Genomic DNA, 18,708 nt, shown 5'->3' with positions numbered 1-18,708 from the left:
TCCTGTCGAGAAACCGTTGGGAAGATCCTGCCTATGCGGCGGATCTTACTTCTTCTTGCCGGCGATCGGCTTGGCCTTGCCCTTGCGGGTGCGCGCATTGGTGTGCGTGCGCTGGCCACGGACCGGAAGACCCTTGCGGTGACGCAGGCCACGATAGCAGGCCAGGTCCATCAGGCGCTTGATGTTCATCGCGGTTTCGCGACGCAGATCGCCTTCCACGGTGTGCTCGGCGTCGATCGCTTCACGGATCTGGAGCACTTCGGCGTCGGACAGGTCCTGAACGCGGCGGGCATGATCGATGCCGAGCTTGTCGGCAATCTGGCGGGCCTTGAACGAGCCAATGCCATGAATGTAGGTCAGCGCCACGATCACGCGCTTGTTGGTGGGGATGTTGACCCCGGCAATACGAGCCACTTGTTTCTCCGTTTGCTCCACAGGGCGCCGAATCGGCTTCTTGCACCCTATCTCATCGCGACAACACCCGCCGAAAAACGCCAAATTGCAGCCCGCGCAAGCATTTGCCCCGGACTTCAAAAGACCCTTCTCGTTCGAGTGAAAGGCGCGCTTAGGCTTTTTGCAGGGAAAGGTCAACCACAAAGGGCACGTTCACCACGCTGTCGGGTGAACGTGCGGCCATCCCGTAAGCGCGGGGGCCACCTTGGCGACGCCACCTTATACGCCACAAGCGCGTCGGCGCAAAGCATCGATTCGCGTGAGCAGCCATCGATCGCCCATCCAGGCATGTCGCCCGCGTCACTCAGTGGCTGTCATCCCCGCCCAAGGCGGCGTCGAACGCGGCCTGGGCATCCTTTTGCGCCGACGCCTCATCGCCAGGCGCCACCGGCGCAGGGCGAGGCTTGGTCTTGGGTGGCGCCACCTTGGCCGGCGCGGGCTTGGCGGGTGCCGGCTTTGCAGGCGCCGCCCGGGTCGGCTCTGGCTTGGCCGCAGCGGAAGTCTTTTCGGCCGGCTTTGGCGCGGGACGCGCCGGCGCGACCTTGGCCGGCGCAGGCCGTACCGGGGCAGCCTTCACCGGCGCGGCGGGCACAATCGCGCCACCCTCGTCCGGCACGCTCAGGCCGTCATCGTCGTCCACCGGCGGCACCGTGGTCCGCTTGCGCGGCAAAGCCGGCAGCCCACGCAGCGTGGCGGGCGGGCGCCCGCTGATGGGCGCCCCATCGGGATCGAGCGAAGGCCCTTGCGGCACGCTGCGCACCAGTGGAACGACCGGCGTCGCCTCGCCGCTGCCAACCGAGGCGGGCGGCGTAACGATCGGCACCGCGCCGTCGGCCGCCAGAGCGCCGCCCAGCTTGTCTGCCAGGCGGGCGATCTGCTGCCCCAGCATGCGATCGACCGCCGGGGCGATCTGGTCGGGGCGATAGCGCATGTAGCCACCCACGACATATTCGAAGAGAATGCGGGTCCCGCGCTCATTGCTCTTGAGCGTGATGGTCAGCGCGCCAAGCAGCGCTTCGCTCTGCAACGGACCCAGCGCGCCCGACAGCCGCAAGGCCCGGCCCGGTTCGGCATAGATCACGCGCATGTGCTGGACGCTGCCAGCCAAGGCCCCTGCCCCGCCCTGCTTGGAAGGCGGTAGCTTCTCGCAGAAGCAGCCACCGGCCACGGGATCGAGCGTGAGATTGGCCGCTTCACCCGAAAAGGTGTGCTCGCTCGACCACCATGTGGCCGGCTTGACCAGCGCGCGCCAGGCTTCCGGCGCGGATACGCCGACATCGGCAGTCTGGCGCACCACGAAGCCGCGTTCATCGCTCGCCAGGATTTCGGCATGCGCGGGCGTAGCGAGCGCCGCGGCGCCCGCAAAAGTGGGGAAAAGGAGCGCTGCGACCCTGCCTGCAAGCCGTGATCGCACCATTGCACTCCTTTTCCGCCGCCAAAATCCGTCTTCCTGCCGAAAATAGCAGAAAGCAGCGGCGAATTAAGCCAGAATCGCCTCGATCGATGCGGTTACCGCATCCATGTCCGCCATCCCGTCCACGCGCGAAACGATGCCGCGCGCTTCGTAGATCGGCAGGATCGGCGCGGTCTTGGCACGATATTCGGCCATGCGCGTGCGCACGGTTTCCTCGTTGTCGTCGGGCCGGCGCTTGAATTCGTGGCCACCGCACTTATCGCAGGTGCCCTCGACCTTGGGCTTCTCGAACGTGTCGTGATAGCCCTTGCCGCACGTGGCGCAGGTGTAGCGACCGGTGATGCGGGCAACGAGCGCGTCCTCGTTCACCTCAAGCTCGATCACATGGTCGAGCTGGCGGCCGCGGCTGGCCAGGATCGCATCGAGCGATTCGGCCTGCGCCGCGGTGCGCGGATACCCGTCGAAGATCGCCCCGGTGCCGGCGCCCATCGCGTCGAGTTCGTCACCGATCAGCGCCGAGACGATCTCGTCCGAGACCAGCTGGCCCGCTTCCATCACGGCCTTGGCCTGGAGGCCGACCGGCGTGCCGGCCTTGACGGCGGCGCGCAGCATGTCGCCGGTGGACAACTGCTTGAGGCCGTGGCGCTCGACTAGGCGCTGGGCCTGGGTGCCTTTGCCGGCGCCCGGCGGGCCGAGAAGAATGATATTCACTGTGGCAGTCCCCCTCTTTGTCACCTGCGCCTTCAGCGCAGTCGGCCTTTCAGCTTGGCCTTCTTGATCAGGTCGCCGTACTGGTGCGCCAGCAGGTGCGACTGGATCTGGGTGATCGTATCGACCGTCACGTTGACCACAATCAGCAGGCTGGTGCCGCCGAAGAACAACGAGCCCATGCCTGTCTCGGCCATGATCCATTCCGGCACGACGCAAACGAACGTGATGTAGGCCGCGCCCAGGACGGTGATGCGGGTCAGCACATAATCGAGATATTTCTCGGTGTTCTTGCCCGGGCGAATGCCGGGGATGAAGCCGCCGTTGCGCTTGAGGTTCTCGGCCGTTTCTTCCGGATTGAACACCACTGCGGTGTAGAAGAAGCTGAAGAACACGATGCCCAGGGCATAGAGGATCATGTAGAGCGGCTTGCCATGGCCCAGGTACTGGTTGAGCCCGATGATGATCTGGCCCCAGGTGGTATCGGGCGAGATCGACTTGCCGGCGAACTGGGTGATGGTGAGCGGCAGCAGCAGCAGCGAGCTGGCGAAGATCGGCGGGATCACGCCTGCGGTGTTGAGCTTGAGCGGCAGGTGGCTGCGATCGGCGGCCATCATCCCGCGCTGTGTCGCGCGCTTGGGATACTGGATCAGCAGGCGCCGCGTGGCGCGCTCGAAGAAGCAGATCAGGATGATGACACCGACCAGGAGCGCCATGACCCCGGCGATGACGAAGCCGTTGAGCTGGCCCGAACGGCCCTGCTCGAACAGGTTGCCCACGAACTTGGGCATCTGCGCCACGATGCCGGCCATGATGATCAGCGACGTGCCGTTGCCGATGCCGCGCGCGGTGATCTGTTCGCCCAGCCACAGCAGGAACATGGTGCCGCCGATCAGGCTGATCACGGCGGTGATGCGGAACAGCACGCCCGGCAGCACGACCGCCTGGATACCGCTCGATGCGCCATAGGCTTCAAGGCCGGTGGCAATCGCATAGCCCTGCACGGCGGTGAGGAACACCGCGCCATAGCGGGTGTACTGGTTGAGCTTCTTGCGCCCGCTTTCGCCTTCCTTCTTGAGGGCGGCGAGCGCGGGGTGGAGCGAAGCCGCCAGCTGCACCACGATCGAGGCGGTGATGTAGGGCATCACGCCGAGCGCGATCAGGCTCATGCGCTGGAGCGAACCGCCCGAAAAGGCGTTGAAGATGTCGAGGATCCCGCCGCGCGTCTGGTTGTACAGCGTTTCCAGGATCAGCGGGTTCACGCCGGGCAGCGGCACGAAGCTCAAGAAGCGGAACACGATCAGCGCACCGATGGTGAACCAGATGCGGTTCTTGAGTTCGGTCGCCTTCGAGAAGTTCGACAGGTTGAGATTGCTGGCGATGTTGTCGGCGCGGGATGCCATGGTCGGGTATCAAGCCTTGCTGTGGCCCGGTCCGGCCGACGCCCGTTTCCAAAGCATCCGCTTCGGATGGTGTCAGGCCCCGCCCGGCGGGCTGCGCGTCAATATGGTGCGTTCAATACTGTACGGGCCATATAGGACGGGCGCAGGGATGCAATAACCCCCGCGCCCGTTTTACGCGATAATTAAAAGGTCTCAGGCTTCGGCAGCAGCCTTGGCGACGGTCACTTCGACCGCACCGCCCAGCTTTTCCACCGCAGCCACGGCGCCCTTGGAGGCACCGGCCACCTTGAAGCTGACCTTGGTGGTCAGTTCGCCCTTGGCCAGCAGGCGCACGCCATTCTTGCCACCGCGGGCCAGGCCGGCGGCCTTGAGCGCCGCGTGATCGACCACGCCCGACACGTCGAGCTTGCCGGCGTCGATGAACTTCTGGATCAGGCCCAGGTTCACTTCGGCATAGTCCTTGGCGAAGATGTTGTTGAAGCCGCGCTTCGGGATCCGCATGTGCAGCGGCATCTGACCGCCTTCGAACCCGTTGACGGACACGCCCGAACGCGCCTTGGCACCCTTCTGGCCGCGGCCAGCGGTCTTGCCCTTGCCCGAGCCGATGCCACGGCCCACACGCATCCGGCCCTTGCGCGAGCCGTCGTTGTCGGAAATCTGGTTGAGCTTCATGATGTGCACTCGCTTTCGCTTTGAGTCGCGCTGATAGGAAGTTGCGGCCCTTAGTGGCTCGCGGCGGGCTTGTCACCCCCTGAGGGTGATTCGTGGGCCGACATCCCGGAATCCTTTGGATGGAACGGCCAGGCCAAGCGCCATACCCACGCCCTTCGACAAGCTCAGGGCGAACGGACGCTCGGTTATCAAGTCCGTCCGGGCTCAACCGTAGCCATCCGGTGAACGCCGCTGTCAGGTCGCGGCGTTCCGACGTTTTACACGCTGCTCGATCCACCAATCGTTTTGCCATTCTTCGTAGCCAAGCAGCGAGCCTTGAAGTCGTTCAAGATCATCATCCCAATCGGATGTCCGATTTTTGATTTTGTCGAAGTATGCGTCAATCCGCCATTCCTCACCCGGAATTGCGAAGAACACGTCTCGCATTCCTTCCAGGTCTGGTCGATGCTTCTTGAGGTGGGGCATTGGTGTGTCGATGATCCGGCGGATGAGCCGCCCCGAAGCGACAAATGGCTCAAATGGGGCAAGGAATTCATCAAACCATTCAGACGGATAGCCATCTCCAAACACAGCCAGCGGCTTGCGTCCTTCCAGCATGAGCGGAAGCTCAAAGTTTGTGTGTATCAAATATGGTATTTCATCGAAGGCAAGGAATGGTCGGCAAATCGCGGTGAAGATGGAATCCGGCACAATGGGAGGCAGACAAAGTTTTCCGATCCGGCAAATGTCGGTCCGCGACAGTCCGTCGTAGCAGTATTCCAGAGCGGGATCGCCGTCGCTTTCAGCGCCCAAGATCGACCTGAGCTGGTCTTGATCATCGATCTGGACACGCCATTCAGCGCAGACGGTTCGCGTTATTTGATCGAATGCCTGGAAGACGAAGAGGTTGTGGCAAGCATGTTCTGACATGAGAATATCGCCTTGGTCCCCCAACCTTGCCGCGTTTAGACTGGTTTCCCGCAAGATACCCAATCTGCGCAAGGTGGGGCCAGAACGGCGCTTACGCATCAACCGCACCTGAGTGCGCTCTCAAGAGCGTTCGCTCAGGAGCAGCCAAAGCCGGGGAACGCCGGGTGGATACGCCGAGCCTGTCGGAGCCGACATATCTGAGAGCGCAACGCAGCCGCAAACGAAAAGCCCCGCGCATCAAACGATGCGCGGGGCTTTTCAAAAGCCTCTGCCCTGGAGGCTATGGTCAGTCGACCACGGCCACCATGTGCGGCAGCTTGGCGATGGCGCCACGGGTTTCGGCGGTGTCTTCCACCTCGACCACGCGGTGCATCTTGCCCAGGCCCAGACCGATCAGAATCTTCTTCTGATGTTCCGGGCGACGGATCGGCGAACCGATCTGCTTGATCTTGATCTTCGCCATGACCGATTACTCCGCGATGGCTTCGGCGGCGGCTTCGGCTTCGACTTGCGAAGCGCCACCACGACCGAGCAGATCAGCGACCTTCTTGCCGCGACGCTGGGCGACAGACTTCGGCGAAGTCTGGTCCTGCAGCGCGTCGAAGGTGGCGCGGATCATGTTGTAGGGGTTCGAGGTGCCGACCGACTTGGTCACCACGTCGTGCACGCCCAGGCTTTCGAAGACGGCGCGCATCGGGCCGCCCGCGATGATGCCCGTACCGGCCGGGGCCGAGCGGACATTGACCTTGCCCGCACCGAAACGGCCCTTGCCGTCGTGGTGAAGGGTGCGGCCTTCCTTGAGCGGAACGCGAACCATCTTCTTCTTGGCCGAGGCAGTAGCCTTGGTGATGGCTTCAGGCACTTCGCGGGCCTTGCCGTGGCCGAAGCCCACGCGACCCTTGCCATCGCCGACCACGACCAGCGCCGCGAAGCCGAAGCGCTTACCGCCCTTGACCGTCTTCGAGACGCGGTTGATGTGAACGAGCTTTTCGATCAGCTCTTCACCCTGGTCCTCGTCGTTGTTGTTGTTGCGGCCACGACGGTCGTCGCGACGGCCACGGCCGCCACGTTCACCGCGTTCGCCACGCTCGCCGCCACGGCCACGACCGCGACCGCGACCTTCGCGCTGCTCGCCACCGGTCTGTTCGACGGGGGCAGCGGCATCGCCCTGCAGGTTGGTTTCGTCAGCCATGATCAGAACTCCAGGCCGCCTTCGCGGGCAGCATCAGCCAGCGCCTTGACGCGGCCATGGAACAGGTAACCGCCACGGTCGAAGACGACGGTGGTGACACCGACTTCCTTGGCCCGTTCGGCGATCTGCTTGCCCACCAGGGCAGCGGCGTCGATGTTGGCGCCGATCGACTTCTCGCCCTTCACCAGCGACGAAGCGGCAGCCAGGGTACGGCCGGCAGCATCGTCGATGATCTGCGCGTAGATGTGACGGCCCGTGCGGTGCACGGAAAGACGCGGGCGACCGCCCGAGCGCGCCTTGAGCGCGGTACGGACGCGGCGGCGGCGGCGATCGAAGAGAGACAGCTTGGCCATTACTTCTTCTTCCCTTCCTTGCGGAAGATGAACTCGCCACGGTACTTGATACCCTTGCCCTTGTAGGGTTCGGGCTTGCGCCAGCGGCGAATTTCGGCCGCAACCTGGCCGACCTTCTGCTTGTCGATACCCGAGATTTCGACCGTGGTGTTATCCGGGGTCTTGATCTCGATGCCTTCCGGCACGGCGAAATCGACGTCGTGGCTGTAGCCGAGCTGCAGCTTCAGGTTCTTGCCCTGAGCGTTGGCGCGATAGCCGACGCCGGTGATGTCCAGGATCTTGGTATAGCCCTGGGTCACGCCGGTGACGAGGTTGGAGACGAGGGTGCGCTGCATGCCCCAGAACGCGCGAGCGCGCTTGGTGTCGTTGGCAGGCTTCACCGAGATCGTACCGTCTTCGACGGCATAGGCGATGTCGTCGACGAGCGAGAGCGTGAGGGTGCCCTTGGGGCCCTTCACGGTCAGCACGCCGTTCGCGATGTCAGCGGTGACGCCACTCGGGATCGCCACCGGCTTCTTGCCGATGCGGCTCATCAGAACACCTCCGCCAGCACTTCGCCACCGACGTTGGCAGCGCGTGCTTCGGCATCCGAAAGCACGCCCTTGGGCGTCGAGACGATGGTGATGCCAAGGCCGTTGCGCACAACCGGGAGTTCCTTGGAACCCGAGTAGACGCGGCGACCAGGCTTGGAGACGCGGGCCACATGCTTGATCGCGGGCTGGCCTTCGAAGTACTTCAGCTCGATGCGCAGCTGCGGGTGGGCGCCAGTGGCGTCCTCGCTGAAGCCGCGGATATAGCCTTCGCGCTGGAGAACTTCGAGAACGTGCGCACGCAGCTTGGAAGCGGGCGAGAGGACCGAGTCCTTCTTCGCCTGCTGGCCGTTGCGGATACGGGTGAGCATATCACCCAGGGGGTCGGTCAATGCCATCGTAGAGGCTCCTTACCAGCTCGACTTCGTCACGCCGGGGATGAGCCCCTTGTTGGCGAGATCGCGCAGTTCGATGCGGCAGAGACCGAACTTGCGGTAGTAGCCACGCGGGCGGCCGGTGGTGTTGCAACGGTTGCGGACACGCGTGGGATTCGCGTTACGCGGCAGCTCGGCCATCTTCAGACGGGCAATGAGGCGCTCGGTTTCGTCGAGCGATTCATCGTCGGCCTGGGCCTTGAGCGCGGCGTACTTGGCCGCAAACTTTTCAACGAGCTTCTTGCGACGCTCGTTCTTGTTGATCGAACTCAGTTTCGCCATGGACTTAAGCTCTTTCCTATGACTGGCTTCAGGCGGCCTGCGCCTGTTCGGCGGCTTCCTGCGGGAACGGGAAACCGAACAGGCGAAGCAGTTCACGTGCCTCGTCGTCGGTCTTGGCGGTGGTGGTCACGATGATGTCGAGCCCGCGCACCTTGTCGATCTGGTCGTAGCTGATCTCAGGGAAAATGATCTGTTCCTTGAGACCCATCGCATAGTTGCCGCGGCCGTCGAACGACTTGGGGTTGAGACCCCGGAAGTCGCGAATGCGGGGCATTGCGATGGTGATCAGGCGGTCCAGGAATTCGTACATACGCTCACGGCGCAGGGTGACCTTGCAACCGATCGGCATGCCTTCACGCAGCTTGAACTGCGCGATCGACTTCTTGGCCTTGGTGATCACAGGCTTCTGGCCGGCGATCAGCTCCATTTCGGCAGCGGCGGTCTGGACCTTCTTCTTGTCCTGGCTCGCTTCGCCAACGCCCATGTTCAGCGTGATCTTGTCGATCCGCGGAATTTCCAGGTCGTTCTTGTAGCCGAACTTCGCCTTCATCGCGGCAGCGATTTCAGCGTCGTACTTGCCCTTGAGGCGCGGAGTGTACTTGTCAGCCATCGATGGCCTCCCCGGACTTGACGGCCACGCGAACCTTCTTGCCATCGCGGGTTTCGAAGCGGACGCGGGTGGGCTTGCCATCCTTGTCGGCCACGGCGACCTTCGAGATGTGCAGCGGCGCTTCGAAGCGATCGATGCCACCCTGCGGGTTCTGCTGGCTGGGCTTGCGGTGACGGGCAGCGACGTTCACGCCGGCAACGACGACCTTGTCTTCCTTGGGAAGAACCTGGAGGACGGTGCCGGTACGGCCCTTGTCCTTGCCCGAACGAACGACGACGTTATCGCCCTTCTTGATCTTGGCGGCAGCCATTACAGCACCTCCGGGGCAAGCGAGATGATCTTCATGAAGCCCTTGCCGCGCAGTTCGCGCACCACGGGGCCGAAGATACGGGTGCCGATGGGCTCTTCGTTCTTGCCGACGAGCACGGCAGCGTTGCCGTCGAAGCGGATCACGCTACCATCGGGACGACGAACGTCCTTCTTGGTGCGCACGATAACCGCGCGATGGACGTCGCCCTTCTTGACACGGGCGCGGGGCTGCGCCTCCTTCACCGACACCACGATGATGTCGCCGACGCTTGCGGTACGACGCTTCGACCCGCCCAGCACCTTGATGCACTGGACGCGCTTGGCGCCGCTGTTGTCCGCGACGTCGAGATTGGATTGCATCTGGATCATTGATCCGGTTCCTTCTCACTGGCTTGCCGGAACCAGTCCGGCAGTTCCAAAAACGTGACGCTCCCTAAGACCGAGAACGGACGTTTTGTCAAACGTCCGCTTCGATCGCGGCGGTCTTCCCAGCCAGAACCCGGTCGATAACCTTCCAGGTCTTGAGCTTGGAGTAAGGTGCGGTCTCTTCGATCCGCACCGTTTCGCCGGTCTTGAAGGCATTCGCCTCGTCGTGGGCGTGATACTTCTTCGAGCGGCGGATGATCTTCCCGTAGAGCGGGTGCTTCACCTTGCGCTCGACCTTCACGACCACGGTCTTGTCGGTCTTGTCGGAAACCACGGTCCCGATAAGGATACGCTTGGGCATCGTGTGTCTCCTTAAGCCTTTGCAGTGCGAGCGCGCTCGCCCTGCAGAGTCTTGATCCGCGCGATGTCGCGGCGCACTTCCTTGATGCGCGCCGGACGCTCCAGCTGGCTCGTCGCCGCCTGGAAGCGCAGGTTGAACTGTTCGCGCTTCAGCTCGGCGAGGTCAGCAGTCAGCTGGTCGTCGCTCTTGACGCGGAGGTCTTCGAACTTAGCCATCATTCCCACTCCTTACTCGCCACCAAGGTGCGAGGTATCGCCGAGGCGAGCCACAACCTTGGTCTTGATCGGCAGCTTCATCGCTGCACGGCTGAAAGCTTCGGCGGCCAGGGGGCCGGCGACGCCGTCAAGCTCGAACAGGATCTTGCCGGGCTTCACGCGAGCGGCCCAGTATTCCACCGAACCCTTGCCCTTGCCCTGGCGGACTTCGGCCGGCTTCTTGGTCACCGGAAGGTCGGGGAAGATGCGGATCCAGAGACGGCCTTGGCGCTTGATGTGACGGGTGATCGCGCGGCGAGCCGCTTCGATCTGGCGAGCGGTGACCCGCTCCGGTTCCAGGGCCTTGAGGCCGTAGGAGCCGAAGTTGAGGTCGGTACCGCCCTTGGCGTTGCCGTGGAGACGGCCCTTGAACGCCTTGCGGAACTTGGTCTTCTTGGGTTGCAGCATGGTGCTAGCCTATCCTCAAGCCTCAGCGCGCCGGACGGACACCGGAGGTCTGTGCCTCCAGCATCAGGCGGTCCTGCGCCAGCGGGTCATGACCCAGGATCTCGCCCTTGAAGATCCAGGTCTTGATGCCGATCACGCCGTAGGCGGTGTGGGCTTCGGCTTCGGCGTAGTCGATGTTCGCGCGCAGGGTGTGCAGCGGAACGCGACCTTCACGGTACCATTCGACGCGGGCGATTTCCGCCCCGCCGAGACGGCCGCCGCAGGTGATCTTGATGCCTTCGGCACCAAGACGCAGGGCCGACTGCACGGCACGCTTCATCGCACGGCGGAAAGCCACGCGGCGCACGAGCTGGTCGGCAATGCCCTGGGCAACGAGCTTGGCATCGATTTCCGGCTTGCGGATTTCAACGATGTTCAGCTTCACGTCGCTGTTGGTGAGCTTGGCAAGCTTGGCGCGGAGCTTTTCGATGTCCGCACCCTTCTTGCCGATGATCACACCGGGACGGGCCGCGTAGATCGAGATGCGGCACAGCTTGGCCGGACGCTCGATCACCACCTTCGAGATGGCTGCCTGGGGCAGGCTCTCGACGATGAACTTGCGGATCTGAAGGTCTTCCTTCAGCAGCTGCTGATAGTTACGCCCTTCGGCGTACCAGCGGCTATCCCAGGTGCGGTTGATCTGCAGGCGCAGACCGACGGGGTTCGACTTGTGACCCATGGATCAGGCCTCCTCGACTTCACGGACGACGATCCGAAGCCGAGAGATCGGCTTCAGGATGCGGGTCGACTTGCCGCGACCACGGGTGTGGAAGCGCTTCATCGTGATGGACTTGCCAACCGAGGCTTCCGCCACGACCAGCGAGTCGACGTCCAGGTTGTGGTTGTTTTCCGCGTTGGCGATCGCCGAGGCGAGCACCTTGCGGGCATCAACCGCCATGGCCTTCTTCGAGAAGGTCAGGACATTGAGGGCGTCTTCGGCCTTCATGCCACGGATCAGGGCGGCGACAAGGTTGAGCTTCTGGGCCGAACCACGGATCGTGGTGTTGACCGCAAGAGCTTCCTTTTCACCGACGCGGCGGGGAGCAGCAGACTTGCTCATCAGCGCTTGCCCTTCTTGTCAGCGGCGTGGCCGGGGAAGTTGCGCGTGGGCGCAAATTCACCAAGCTTGTGGCCGACCATCTCTTCGCTCACGGAGACGGGGATGAACTTCTGCCCGTTGTAGACGTTGAACGTCAGACCAACGAACTGCGGAATGATGGTCGAACGACGCGACCAGGTCTTGATCGGGCCAGCGCGGCTGCCAGCATCCTGGGCCACTTCGGCCTTCTTCAGGAGGTGCAGGTCGACGAAGGGGCCCTTCCAGACGGAACGTGCCATGGGGTCTTACCTCTTCTTCTTCGCGTGGCGCGAACGAATGATGAACTTGTCCGTCTTCTTGTTGTGACGGGTGCGGGCGCCCTTGGTCGGCTTGCCCCACGGAGTAACCGGATGACGGCCACCCGAGGTGCGGCCTTCACCACCACCGTGCGGGTGGTCGACCGGGTTCTTTGCCACACCGCGCGTCAACGGACGACGGCCAAGCCAGCGGTTGCGACCGGCCTTGGCAAGGTTCTGGTTGGAGTTGTCGGGGTTCGACACGGCGCCAACGGTGCCCATGCAGTCGCCACGCAGGTAGCGCTGTTCGCCCGAGTTCAGGCGAACGATCACCATCCCGCGGTCACGACCGACGAGCTGGACGTAGGTACCGGCCGAACGGGCGATCTGACCGCCCTTGCCCGGCTTCATTTCCACGTTGTGGATGATGGTACCCACCGGCATCTGCGACAGGAGCATCGCATTGCCCGGCTTCACGTCGGTCTTTTCACCGGCAACCACCACGTCGCCCACGGCCAGGCGCTGCGGCGCCAGGATGTAGGCCTGCTCACCGTCTTCGTACTTGACGAGGGCGATGAACGCGGTGCGGTTGGGATCGTATTCCAGACGTTCCACAGTGGCCGGCACGTCCCACTTCCGACGCTTGAAGTCGATGAAGCGGTACTTCTGCTTGTGACCGCCCGCGATACCGCGGCTGGTCACGTGGCCCTTGTTGTTACGGCCGCCGGTCTTGCTCTTGCCTTCGGTCAAAGCCTTGACAGGCTTGCCCTTCCAGAGCGCCGACTTGTCGACGAGGACCAGGCCGCGACGGGCGGGGCTGGTCGGGTTATAGCTCTTGAGTGCCATGGTCTATGCCTTCGCCTCAGATACCGCTGGTGACGTCGATCGACTGGCCGGCGGCCAGAGTCACGACGGCCTTCTTGACGTCGGTGCGCTTGTAGGGCTTGCCCTTCCAGCGCTTGGTCTTCCCCTTCTGGGTCAGCGTGTTCACCTTGGTGACCGTGACATTGAAGAGGGCTTCCACCGCCGCCTTGATCTCCGGCTTGGTTGCCTTTTCGGCAACCTTGAAGACCACGGCATTGTTTTCGCTCAGCAGCGTCGCCTTTTCGGTGATGTGGGGAGCCACGATCACGTCATAGTGACGCGTGTCGATTGCGTCCTTAGCCATTGAAACGCGCCTCCAGCTTCTCGACCGCGGCGCGCGTCAGCACCAGCGTATCATGCTTCAGGATGTCGTAGACGTTGGCGCCGATCGCGGGGAGGACGTTGACGCCGACGATGTTGCGGGCCGCGCGGGCGAAGCCCTCGTTGACCTGCTCACCGTCCACGACGAGCACCTTCTTGCCGAAGCCCGCCTTGGCGAGCGTGCCGGCCAGGGCCTTGGTCTTGGCTTCGTTCAGTTCCAGGGTGTCGATCACGACCAGGCCGCTCTTGGCCTTGGACGAGAGCGCCATCTTGAGACCGAGCGCGCGCACCTTCTTGTTCAGCGAAACGCTGAAATCACGAACGCGCGGACCATGGGCCTTGCCACCGCCGATGAAGATCGGGGCCTTGCGGTCGCCGTGACGAGCGGTACCACCACCCTTTTGACGGCCGAACTTCTTGCCGGTGCGGGCAACGTCCGAACGCTCGCGAGCGCCACGGGCCGTGCCACGACGGTTTTCGAGCTGCCAGGTCACAACGCGGTGCAGGATGTCGGCGCGCGGTTCGAGACCGAACACGTCATCTGCAAGTTCCACGTCGCCGGCGGCCGAACCGTCCAGATTGAGGACTTGAACCTTCACGACTTAGCCCTCCTGGCCATCGGCGGCTTCGGGAGCGGCCTGTTCGTTGGTGTTGGCGGCCTTGAGGCCGGCGGGATAGGGTGCTTCCGCGTGGCGAGCGACCTTGACCGCGTCACGAACGAGCAACCAGCCATTCTTCGCGCCAGGGACCGAGCCCTTGACGAAAATCAGGCCGCGCGCATCGTCGGTGCGAACGATTTCAAGGTTCTGCTGGGTGCGCTGACGGTCGCCCATGTGGCCGGCCATCTTCTTGTTCTTGAAGACGCGGCCCGGATCCTGGCGGTTACCCGTCGAACCGTGGGCACGGTGCGAGATCGACACGCCGTGCGTGGCGCGCATACCGCCGAAGCCCCAACGCTTCATGGCGCCGGCAAAGCCCTTGCCCTGGGTGTGGCCAGTGATGTCCACGTACTGCCCTGCAACGAAGTGCGAAGCGGCGATGCTGGCACCGACATCGAGCAGCGCGTCATCGGCGACGCGGAACTCGGCGACCTGCATCTTCAGCGGAACTTCGGCCTTGGCGAAGTGTTCGCGCTGCGGCTTGGCAACGTTCTTCTGCTTGGCTTCGCCAGCACCCAGCTGAAGCGCGACGTAACCGTCACGTTCGGCAGTGCGGACCGAAACCACCTGGCAATCTTCGAGCGAAAGGACGGTGACCGGCACGTGCCGACCATCTTCCTGGAACAGGCGGGTCATACCCACCTTCTTCGCGATCACGCCGGTGCGCATGATCTCATACTCCTCACAGAGGCCTTCGAGGGCCCATCCCCCAAAGGCGTGTTCAGCCCGTATAAGAAGCATGCCCCGTCCGGGCTGAGTGCCCCTGCCTGAACAGGAGCGAACGGGGGACGCTTTCCCGACCCTTTGCGCAGCGCCCTGGAGAGGGCAGCGGCACGAGCGGGCCGGAGGTATCCCTTTTGTCGCGGCAGAACGGATTTTCCGCCAAACCAGCCTCAGGGCCGGAAGAGATGGTGGATCACAAGTGATCCGAAACTGGAAACCGATGAGGCTCGGTCAAGCCGCCCTGCCCGCCACACATGTGGGGGCGGGGCCAGGGCGCTGGCGTCAGGCCAGCTTGATTTCGACGTTCACGCCGGCAGCGAGGTCCAGCTTCATCAGCGCGTCGACGGTGGCAGCGTTGGGCTGCACGATGTCAAGCAGGCGCTTGTAGGTGCGGACTTCAAACTGTTCGCGCGACTTCTTGTCGATGTGCGGACCGCGGTTGACGCAGAACTTCTCGATGCGGGTCGGCAGCGGAATGGGACCACGAATCAGGGCGCCGGTGCGGCGGGCGGTGTCCGCGATTTCACCAGTGGCCTGGTCCAGCACGCGATGATCGAAGGCCTTGAGGCGAATGCGGATGTTCTGGGCTTCCATGTCCGTTTACCGATGCGAAAGAGCGAATAACAAAAACCAGCCGCCCTGCCCTTACAATCCCCTCCCGATGGATGGGGAGAAAGCGGGACGACTGATCGAAAAAGACCGTCCGGCGGGAGAGCGAATCTCCCGCCGGTCCGGCGCCTATATTACTTCGTGATCTTGCTGACAACCCCCGAACCGACGGTACGGCCGCCTTCGCGAATTGCGAAGCGGAGACCTTCGTCCATGGCGATCGGCGCGATCAGCTTGACCGACAGGGTGAGGTTGTCGCCCGGCATCACCATTTCGGTGCCTTCGGGGAGAACCACTTCACCGGTCACGTCGGTGGTGCGGAAGTAGAACTGCGGGCGGTAGTTGGCGAAGAACGGCGTGTGGCGGCCACCTTCGTCCTTCGACAGCACGTAGACTTCGGCCGAGAATTCGGTGTGCGGCGTCACCGAACCGGGCTTGGCAAGAACCTGGCCACGCTCGACTTCTTCACGCTTGATGCCACGGATCAGGGCGCCGATGTTGTCGCCAGCTTCGCCCTGGTCGAGCAGCTTGCGGAACATTTCCACGCCGGTGACGGTGGTCTTCTGGGTGTCCTTGAGGCCGATGATTTCGACTTCTTCACCCACCTTGACGATGCCGGTTTCGACGCGGCCGGTCACAACCGTACCACGGCCCGAGATCGAGAACACGTCTTCGACGGGCATCAGGAAGGGCTTGTCGGTCGGACGCGGGGGCTGCGGGATGTAGCTGTCGACAGCTTCCATCAGCGCGTTGATCGAGTTCTTGCCGATGGCGTCGTCGCGGCCTTCGAGAGCAGCCAGAGCCGAACCCTTGACGATCGGAATATCGTCGCCCGGGAAGTCGTACGACGAAAGCAGTTCGCGCACTTCCAGCTCGACGAGTTCGAGGATTTCCTCGTCGTCAACCTGGTCGACCTTGTTCATGTACACGACCAGAGCCGGCACGCCGACCTGGCGGGCGAGCAGGATGTGTTCGCGGGTCTGCGGCATCGGGCCGTCAGCAGCGTTCACCACCAGGATCGCGCCGTCCATCTGGGCGGCACCGGTGATCATGTTCTTCACGTAGTCGGCGTGACCCGGGCAGTCGACGTGCGCGTAGTGACGGTTGGCGGTTTCATACTCGACGTGTGCGGTCGAGATGGTGATGCCGCGTTCGCGCTCTTCGGGAGCCTTGTCGATGTTGGCATAATCGGTGAACTGGGCGCCGCCGGTTTCCGACAGGACCTTGGTGATCGCTGCGGTCAGCGTGGTCTTGCCATGGTCAACGTGACCGATGGTGCCGATGTTGCAGTGCGGCTTGTTCCGCTCAAACTTAGCCTTGGCCATTGTTCAAACCTTCTATTCGCTTGTCTGTGAATTCTGCGGGGTACGGCACCCGACGGAATCAGGCGCCGCCCCTAGCCTGATCAGAGTGATCAGGCAAGCTTCTCCTTGACCTCAGCCGCGACATTCGCCGGAACTTCGTCATAGTGGGAGAATTGCATGGTGTACTGCGCGCGACCCTGCGTGAAAGAACGCAGCTGGTTCACGTAGCCGAACATGTTCGCGAGCGGCACCATGGCCTCGACGACCTGGGCATTGCCCCGGCTGTCGGTGCCCTGGATCTGCCCACGACGCGAGTTCAAGTCGCCGATGACGTCACCCATGAATTCCTCAGGGGTCACCACTTCGACGCTCATGATCGGCTCGAGCAGCTTGATGCCGGCCTTCTGGGCGGCTTCACGCATGGCACCGCGACCGGCGATTTCGAAGGCCAGGGCCGACGAGTCGACGTCGTGGTACGCACCGTCGTAGAGCAGGATTTCAAAGTCGATGATCGGGAACCCGACGAGCGAGCCGGTAGCGGCCGTTTCGCGCATGCCCTTTTCAATCGCGGGGATATATTCCTTGGGAATATTGCCGCCCTTGATTTCGTCCTTGAAGATGATGCCCGAACCACGTTCGCCCGGCGTGACCTTGACCTTCACGCGGCCGAACTGGCCGGTACCACCCGACTGCTTCTTGTGGGTGTAGTCGAGGTCGACCGGCTTGCCCAGGTATTCGCGGTAGGCCACCTGCGGTGCACCCACGTTCGCTTCAACCTTGAACTCGCGACGCATGCGATCGACGATGATGTCGAGGTGCAGTTCGCCCATGCCCTTGATGATCGTCTGGCCCGATTCGTGATCGGTCGAGACGCGGAACGAGGGATCTTCGGCGGACAGGCGATTGAGCGCGATGCCCATCTTTTCCTGGTCGGCCTTGGTCTTGGGCTCCACCGACAGCTCGATAACCGGCTCGGGGAATTCCATGCGTTCGAGCACGATCGGCGCGCGTTCGGCGCAGAGCGTGTCGCCCGTGGTGGTTTCCTTCATGCCGGCCAGCGCGATGATGTCGCCAGCGAACGCTTCGTCCACGTCCTTACGGTCGTTGGCATGCATTTCGAGCATGCGGCCGACCTTTTCCTTCTTCTGCTTCACCGAGTTCAGGTACGTGCCCTTGGTCAGCGTGCCCGAATAGATGCGGATGAAGGTGAGCGAGCCCACGAACGGGTCGTTCATGACCTTGAACGCCAGAGCCGAGAACGGCGCGTCGTCCTGGGGCGGACGGCTGTCCTTCTCGTCGCTGTCGACCTTGACGCCCTGGACGTCTTCGATGTCGAGCGGCGAAGGCAGGTAGTCGACCACGGCGTCGAGCAGGGGCTGCACGCCCTTGTTCTTGAACGCCGAGCCGCAGCACACCGGCACGAACGAGTGGTTCAGCGTGCCCTTGCGGATCAGCTTCTTGAGCGTTTCGGCGTCGGGCTCGTTGCCTTCGAGATAGGCTTCCATCGCCTCGTCGTCCTGCTCGACGGCGAGTTCGATCAGTTCCGAACGATAGATCGCGGCTTCGTCAGCCAGGTCGGCCGGGATTTCTTCATAGAAGAATTCGGCGCCGAGCGATTCGTCCTTCCAGATGATCGCGCGGTTGTTGACCAGGTCGACCAGGCCCTTCAGGTCGGCTTCGAGACCGATCGGAATGTAGAGCACGGCAGGCTTGGCACCGAGGCGGTCGATGATCGACTGCACGCAGTACTTGAAGTTGGCGCCGGTGCGGTCGAGCTTGTTGATGAAGCACATGCGCGGCACGCCGTACTTGTCGGCCTGGCGCCACACGGTTTCCGACTGCGGCTCAACGCCGGCAACGCCGTCGAAGCAGGCAACCGCACCGTCGAGCACGCGCAGCGAACGTTCGACTTCGATGGTGAAGTCCACGTGGCCGGGGGTGTCGATGATGTTGATGCGGTGGTCGTTCCAGAAGCAGGTCGTCGCGGCCGACGTGATCGTGATGCCGCGTTCCTGTTCCTGTTCCATCCAGTCCATGGTCGCGGCGCCGTCGTGCACTTCGCCGATCTTGTAGGACTTGCCGGTGTAGTAAAGGATGCGCTCGGTCGTCGTCGTCTTGCCGGCGTCGATGTGCGCCATGATACCGATGTTGCGGTAACGCTCGAGCGGATGGCTGCGGGCCATGGTGGTGTTCCTT

Annotated in this window: 28 protein-coding genes; all 28 read right to left on the bottom strand. The window is 63.1% G+C overall.

Annotated features, from left to right (window positions below; all coding sequences use genetic code 11):
* Window positions 1-45: 45 nt before the first annotated feature.
* Window positions 46-414 carry a 30S ribosomal protein S13 gene (gene rpsM / locus FHW94_RS16700; protein WP_022675075.1) on the bottom strand — a complete coding sequence of 123 codons (369 nt, stop codon included), beginning with the start codon at window positions 412-414 and terminating at the stop codon, window positions 46-48.
* Window positions 415-757: 343 nt separating this feature from the next.
* Window positions 758-1,867 carry a hypothetical protein gene (locus FHW94_RS16695; protein WP_168556938.1) on the bottom strand — a complete coding sequence of 370 codons (1,110 nt, stop codon included), beginning with the start codon at window positions 1,865-1,867 and terminating at the stop codon, window positions 758-760.
* A gap of 66 nt (window positions 1,868-1,933) precedes the next feature.
* Window positions 1,934-2,578 carry an adenylate kinase gene (locus FHW94_RS16690; RefSeq protein ID WP_168556937.1) on the bottom strand — a complete coding sequence of 215 codons (645 nt, stop codon included), beginning with the start codon at window positions 2,576-2,578 and terminating at the stop codon, window positions 1,934-1,936.
* A gap of 32 nt (window positions 2,579-2,610) precedes the next feature.
* Window positions 2,611-3,978, bottom strand: coding sequence for a preprotein translocase subunit SecY (secY, locus tag FHW94_RS16685; protein WP_168556936.1), 1,368 nt, complete (start codon window positions 3,976-3,978; stop codon window positions 2,611-2,613).
* A gap of 192 nt (window positions 3,979-4,170) precedes the next feature.
* Window positions 4,171-4,650 carry a 50S ribosomal protein L15 gene (rplO, locus tag FHW94_RS16680; protein WP_210425704.1) on the bottom strand — a complete coding sequence of 160 codons (480 nt, stop codon included), beginning with the start codon at window positions 4,648-4,650 and terminating at the stop codon, window positions 4,171-4,173.
* Between the two features lie 234 nt (window positions 4,651-4,884).
* Window positions 4,885-5,658 carry a hypothetical protein gene (locus tag FHW94_RS16675; protein WP_168556935.1) on the bottom strand — a complete coding sequence of 258 codons (774 nt, stop codon included), beginning with the start codon at window positions 5,656-5,658 and terminating at the stop codon, window positions 4,885-4,887.
* 187 nt (window positions 5,659-5,845) lie between these two features.
* Window positions 5,846-6,022, bottom strand: coding sequence for a 50S ribosomal protein L30 (rpmD, locus tag FHW94_RS16670; protein WP_168556934.1), 177 nt, complete (start codon window positions 6,020-6,022; stop codon window positions 5,846-5,848).
* Between the two features lie 6 nt (window positions 6,023-6,028).
* Window positions 6,029-6,751 carry a 30S ribosomal protein S5 gene (gene rpsE, locus FHW94_RS16665; RefSeq protein ID WP_168556933.1) on the bottom strand — a complete coding sequence of 241 codons (723 nt, stop codon included), beginning with the start codon at window positions 6,749-6,751 and terminating at the stop codon, window positions 6,029-6,031.
* Between the two features lie 2 nt (window positions 6,752-6,753).
* Entirely contained in the window at window positions 6,754-7,104 is a 351-nt protein-coding gene (gene rplR, locus FHW94_RS16660) for a 50S ribosomal protein L18 (protein ID WP_168556932.1), read from the bottom strand.
* Entirely contained in the window at window positions 7,104-7,637 is a 534-nt protein-coding gene (gene rplF, locus FHW94_RS16655) for a 50S ribosomal protein L6 (protein WP_168556931.1), read from the bottom strand. Before rplF ends, rplR begins: the two co-directional genes overlap by 1 nt.
* Window positions 7,637-8,032, bottom strand: coding sequence for a 30S ribosomal protein S8 (gene rpsH / locus FHW94_RS16650; protein WP_168556930.1), 396 nt, complete (start codon window positions 8,030-8,032; stop codon window positions 7,637-7,639). Before rpsH ends, rplF begins: the two co-directional genes overlap by 1 nt.
* Before the next feature lie 12 nt (window positions 8,033-8,044).
* Complete coding sequence (gene rpsN / locus FHW94_RS16645; protein WP_168556929.1) at window positions 8,045-8,350, bottom strand: 30S ribosomal protein S14; 306 nt, start codon at window positions 8,348-8,350, stop codon at window positions 8,045-8,047.
* A 28-nt stretch (window positions 8,351-8,378) separates the two neighbouring features.
* Window positions 8,379-8,960 carry a 50S ribosomal protein L5 gene (rplE, locus tag FHW94_RS16640; RefSeq protein WP_168556928.1) on the bottom strand — a complete coding sequence of 194 codons (582 nt, stop codon included), beginning with the start codon at window positions 8,958-8,960 and terminating at the stop codon, window positions 8,379-8,381.
* Window positions 8,953-9,270: a 50S ribosomal protein L24 gene (rplX, locus tag FHW94_RS16635; protein ID WP_168556927.1), complete on the bottom strand. Its 318-nt coding sequence runs from the start codon at window positions 9,268-9,270 to the stop codon at window positions 8,953-8,955. The genes rplE and rplX overlap by 8 nt, the downstream gene beginning before the upstream one ends.
* Window positions 9,270-9,638 (bottom strand): 50S ribosomal protein L14, encoded by a 369-nt coding sequence (gene rplN, locus FHW94_RS16630; RefSeq protein ID WP_022675053.1) that lies wholly within the window; start codon window positions 9,636-9,638, stop codon window positions 9,270-9,272. The genes rplX and rplN overlap by 1 nt, the downstream gene beginning before the upstream one ends.
* Window positions 9,639-9,726: 88 nt before the next feature.
* The gene (gene rpsQ, locus FHW94_RS16625) at window positions 9,727-9,996 is read right to left on the bottom strand and encodes a 30S ribosomal protein S17 (protein ID WP_110762456.1); all 270 of its coding nucleotides are present in this window, start codon (window positions 9,994-9,996) and stop codon (window positions 9,727-9,729) included.
* 11 nt (window positions 9,997-10,007) lie between these two features.
* A complete protein-coding gene (rpmC, locus tag FHW94_RS16620; RefSeq protein ID WP_022675055.1) occupies window positions 10,008-10,214 on the bottom strand; it encodes a 50S ribosomal protein L29 in 207 nt (68 codons plus the stop codon).
* 9 nt (window positions 10,215-10,223) lie between these two features.
* A complete protein-coding gene (rplP, locus tag FHW94_RS16615; RefSeq protein ID WP_110762455.1) occupies window positions 10,224-10,658 on the bottom strand; it encodes a 50S ribosomal protein L16 in 435 nt (144 codons plus the stop codon).
* Window positions 10,659-10,680: 22 nt separating this feature from the next.
* Entirely contained in the window at window positions 10,681-11,376 is a 696-nt protein-coding gene (gene rpsC, locus FHW94_RS16610) for a 30S ribosomal protein S3 (protein WP_168556926.1), read from the bottom strand.
* A gap of 3 nt (window positions 11,377-11,379) precedes the next feature.
* A complete protein-coding gene (gene rplV, locus FHW94_RS16605) occupies window positions 11,380-11,757 on the bottom strand; it encodes a 50S ribosomal protein L22 (protein ID WP_168556925.1) in 378 nt (125 codons plus the stop codon).
* Window positions 11,757-12,035: a 30S ribosomal protein S19 gene (gene rpsS / locus FHW94_RS16600; protein WP_022675059.1), complete on the bottom strand. Its 279-nt coding sequence runs from the start codon at window positions 12,033-12,035 to the stop codon at window positions 11,757-11,759. The genes rplV and rpsS overlap by 1 nt, the downstream gene beginning before the upstream one ends.
* Window positions 12,036-12,041: 6 nt before the next feature.
* The gene (gene rplB / locus FHW94_RS16595; RefSeq protein WP_168556924.1) at window positions 12,042-12,878 is read right to left on the bottom strand and encodes a 50S ribosomal protein L2; all 837 of its coding nucleotides are present in this window, start codon (window positions 12,876-12,878) and stop codon (window positions 12,042-12,044) included.
* Between the two features lie 16 nt (window positions 12,879-12,894).
* Window positions 12,895-13,200 (bottom strand): 50S ribosomal protein L23, encoded by a 306-nt coding sequence (locus FHW94_RS16590; RefSeq protein ID WP_022675061.1) that lies wholly within the window; start codon window positions 13,198-13,200, stop codon window positions 12,895-12,897.
* Window positions 13,193-13,816 carry a 50S ribosomal protein L4 gene (rplD, locus tag FHW94_RS16585; protein WP_168556923.1) on the bottom strand — a complete coding sequence of 208 codons (624 nt, stop codon included), beginning with the start codon at window positions 13,814-13,816 and terminating at the stop codon, window positions 13,193-13,195. The genes FHW94_RS16590 and rplD overlap by 8 nt, the downstream gene beginning before the upstream one ends.
* A 3-nt stretch (window positions 13,817-13,819) precedes the next feature.
* The gene (gene rplC, locus FHW94_RS16580) at window positions 13,820-14,545 is read right to left on the bottom strand and encodes a 50S ribosomal protein L3 (protein WP_168556922.1); all 726 of its coding nucleotides are present in this window, start codon (window positions 14,543-14,545) and stop codon (window positions 13,820-13,822) included.
* 336 nt (window positions 14,546-14,881) lie between these two features.
* A complete protein-coding gene (gene rpsJ, locus FHW94_RS16575) occupies window positions 14,882-15,193 on the bottom strand; it encodes a 30S ribosomal protein S10 (protein ID WP_011444906.1) in 312 nt (103 codons plus the stop codon).
* Window positions 15,194-15,342: 149 nt separating this feature from the next.
* Window positions 15,343-16,533: an elongation factor Tu gene (tuf, locus tag FHW94_RS16570; protein WP_168556921.1), complete on the bottom strand. Its 1,191-nt coding sequence runs from the start codon at window positions 16,531-16,533 to the stop codon at window positions 15,343-15,345.
* Between the two features lie 89 nt (window positions 16,534-16,622).
* A complete protein-coding gene (gene fusA / locus FHW94_RS16565) occupies window positions 16,623-18,695 on the bottom strand; it encodes an elongation factor G (RefSeq protein WP_168556920.1) in 2,073 nt (690 codons plus the stop codon).
* Between the last annotated feature and the right edge of the window lie 13 nt (window positions 18,696-18,708).

Origin of the sequence: Novosphingobium sp. SG720, assembly GCF_012275365.1 — a bacterium.
Taxonomy (GTDB): domain Bacteria; phylum Pseudomonadota; class Alphaproteobacteria; order Sphingomonadales; family Sphingomonadaceae; genus Novosphingobium; species Novosphingobium rhizosphaerae.
The sequence above is the reverse complement of the archived record's forward strand: the minus strand, read 5'-3'. Positions and strand labels throughout refer to the sequence as shown.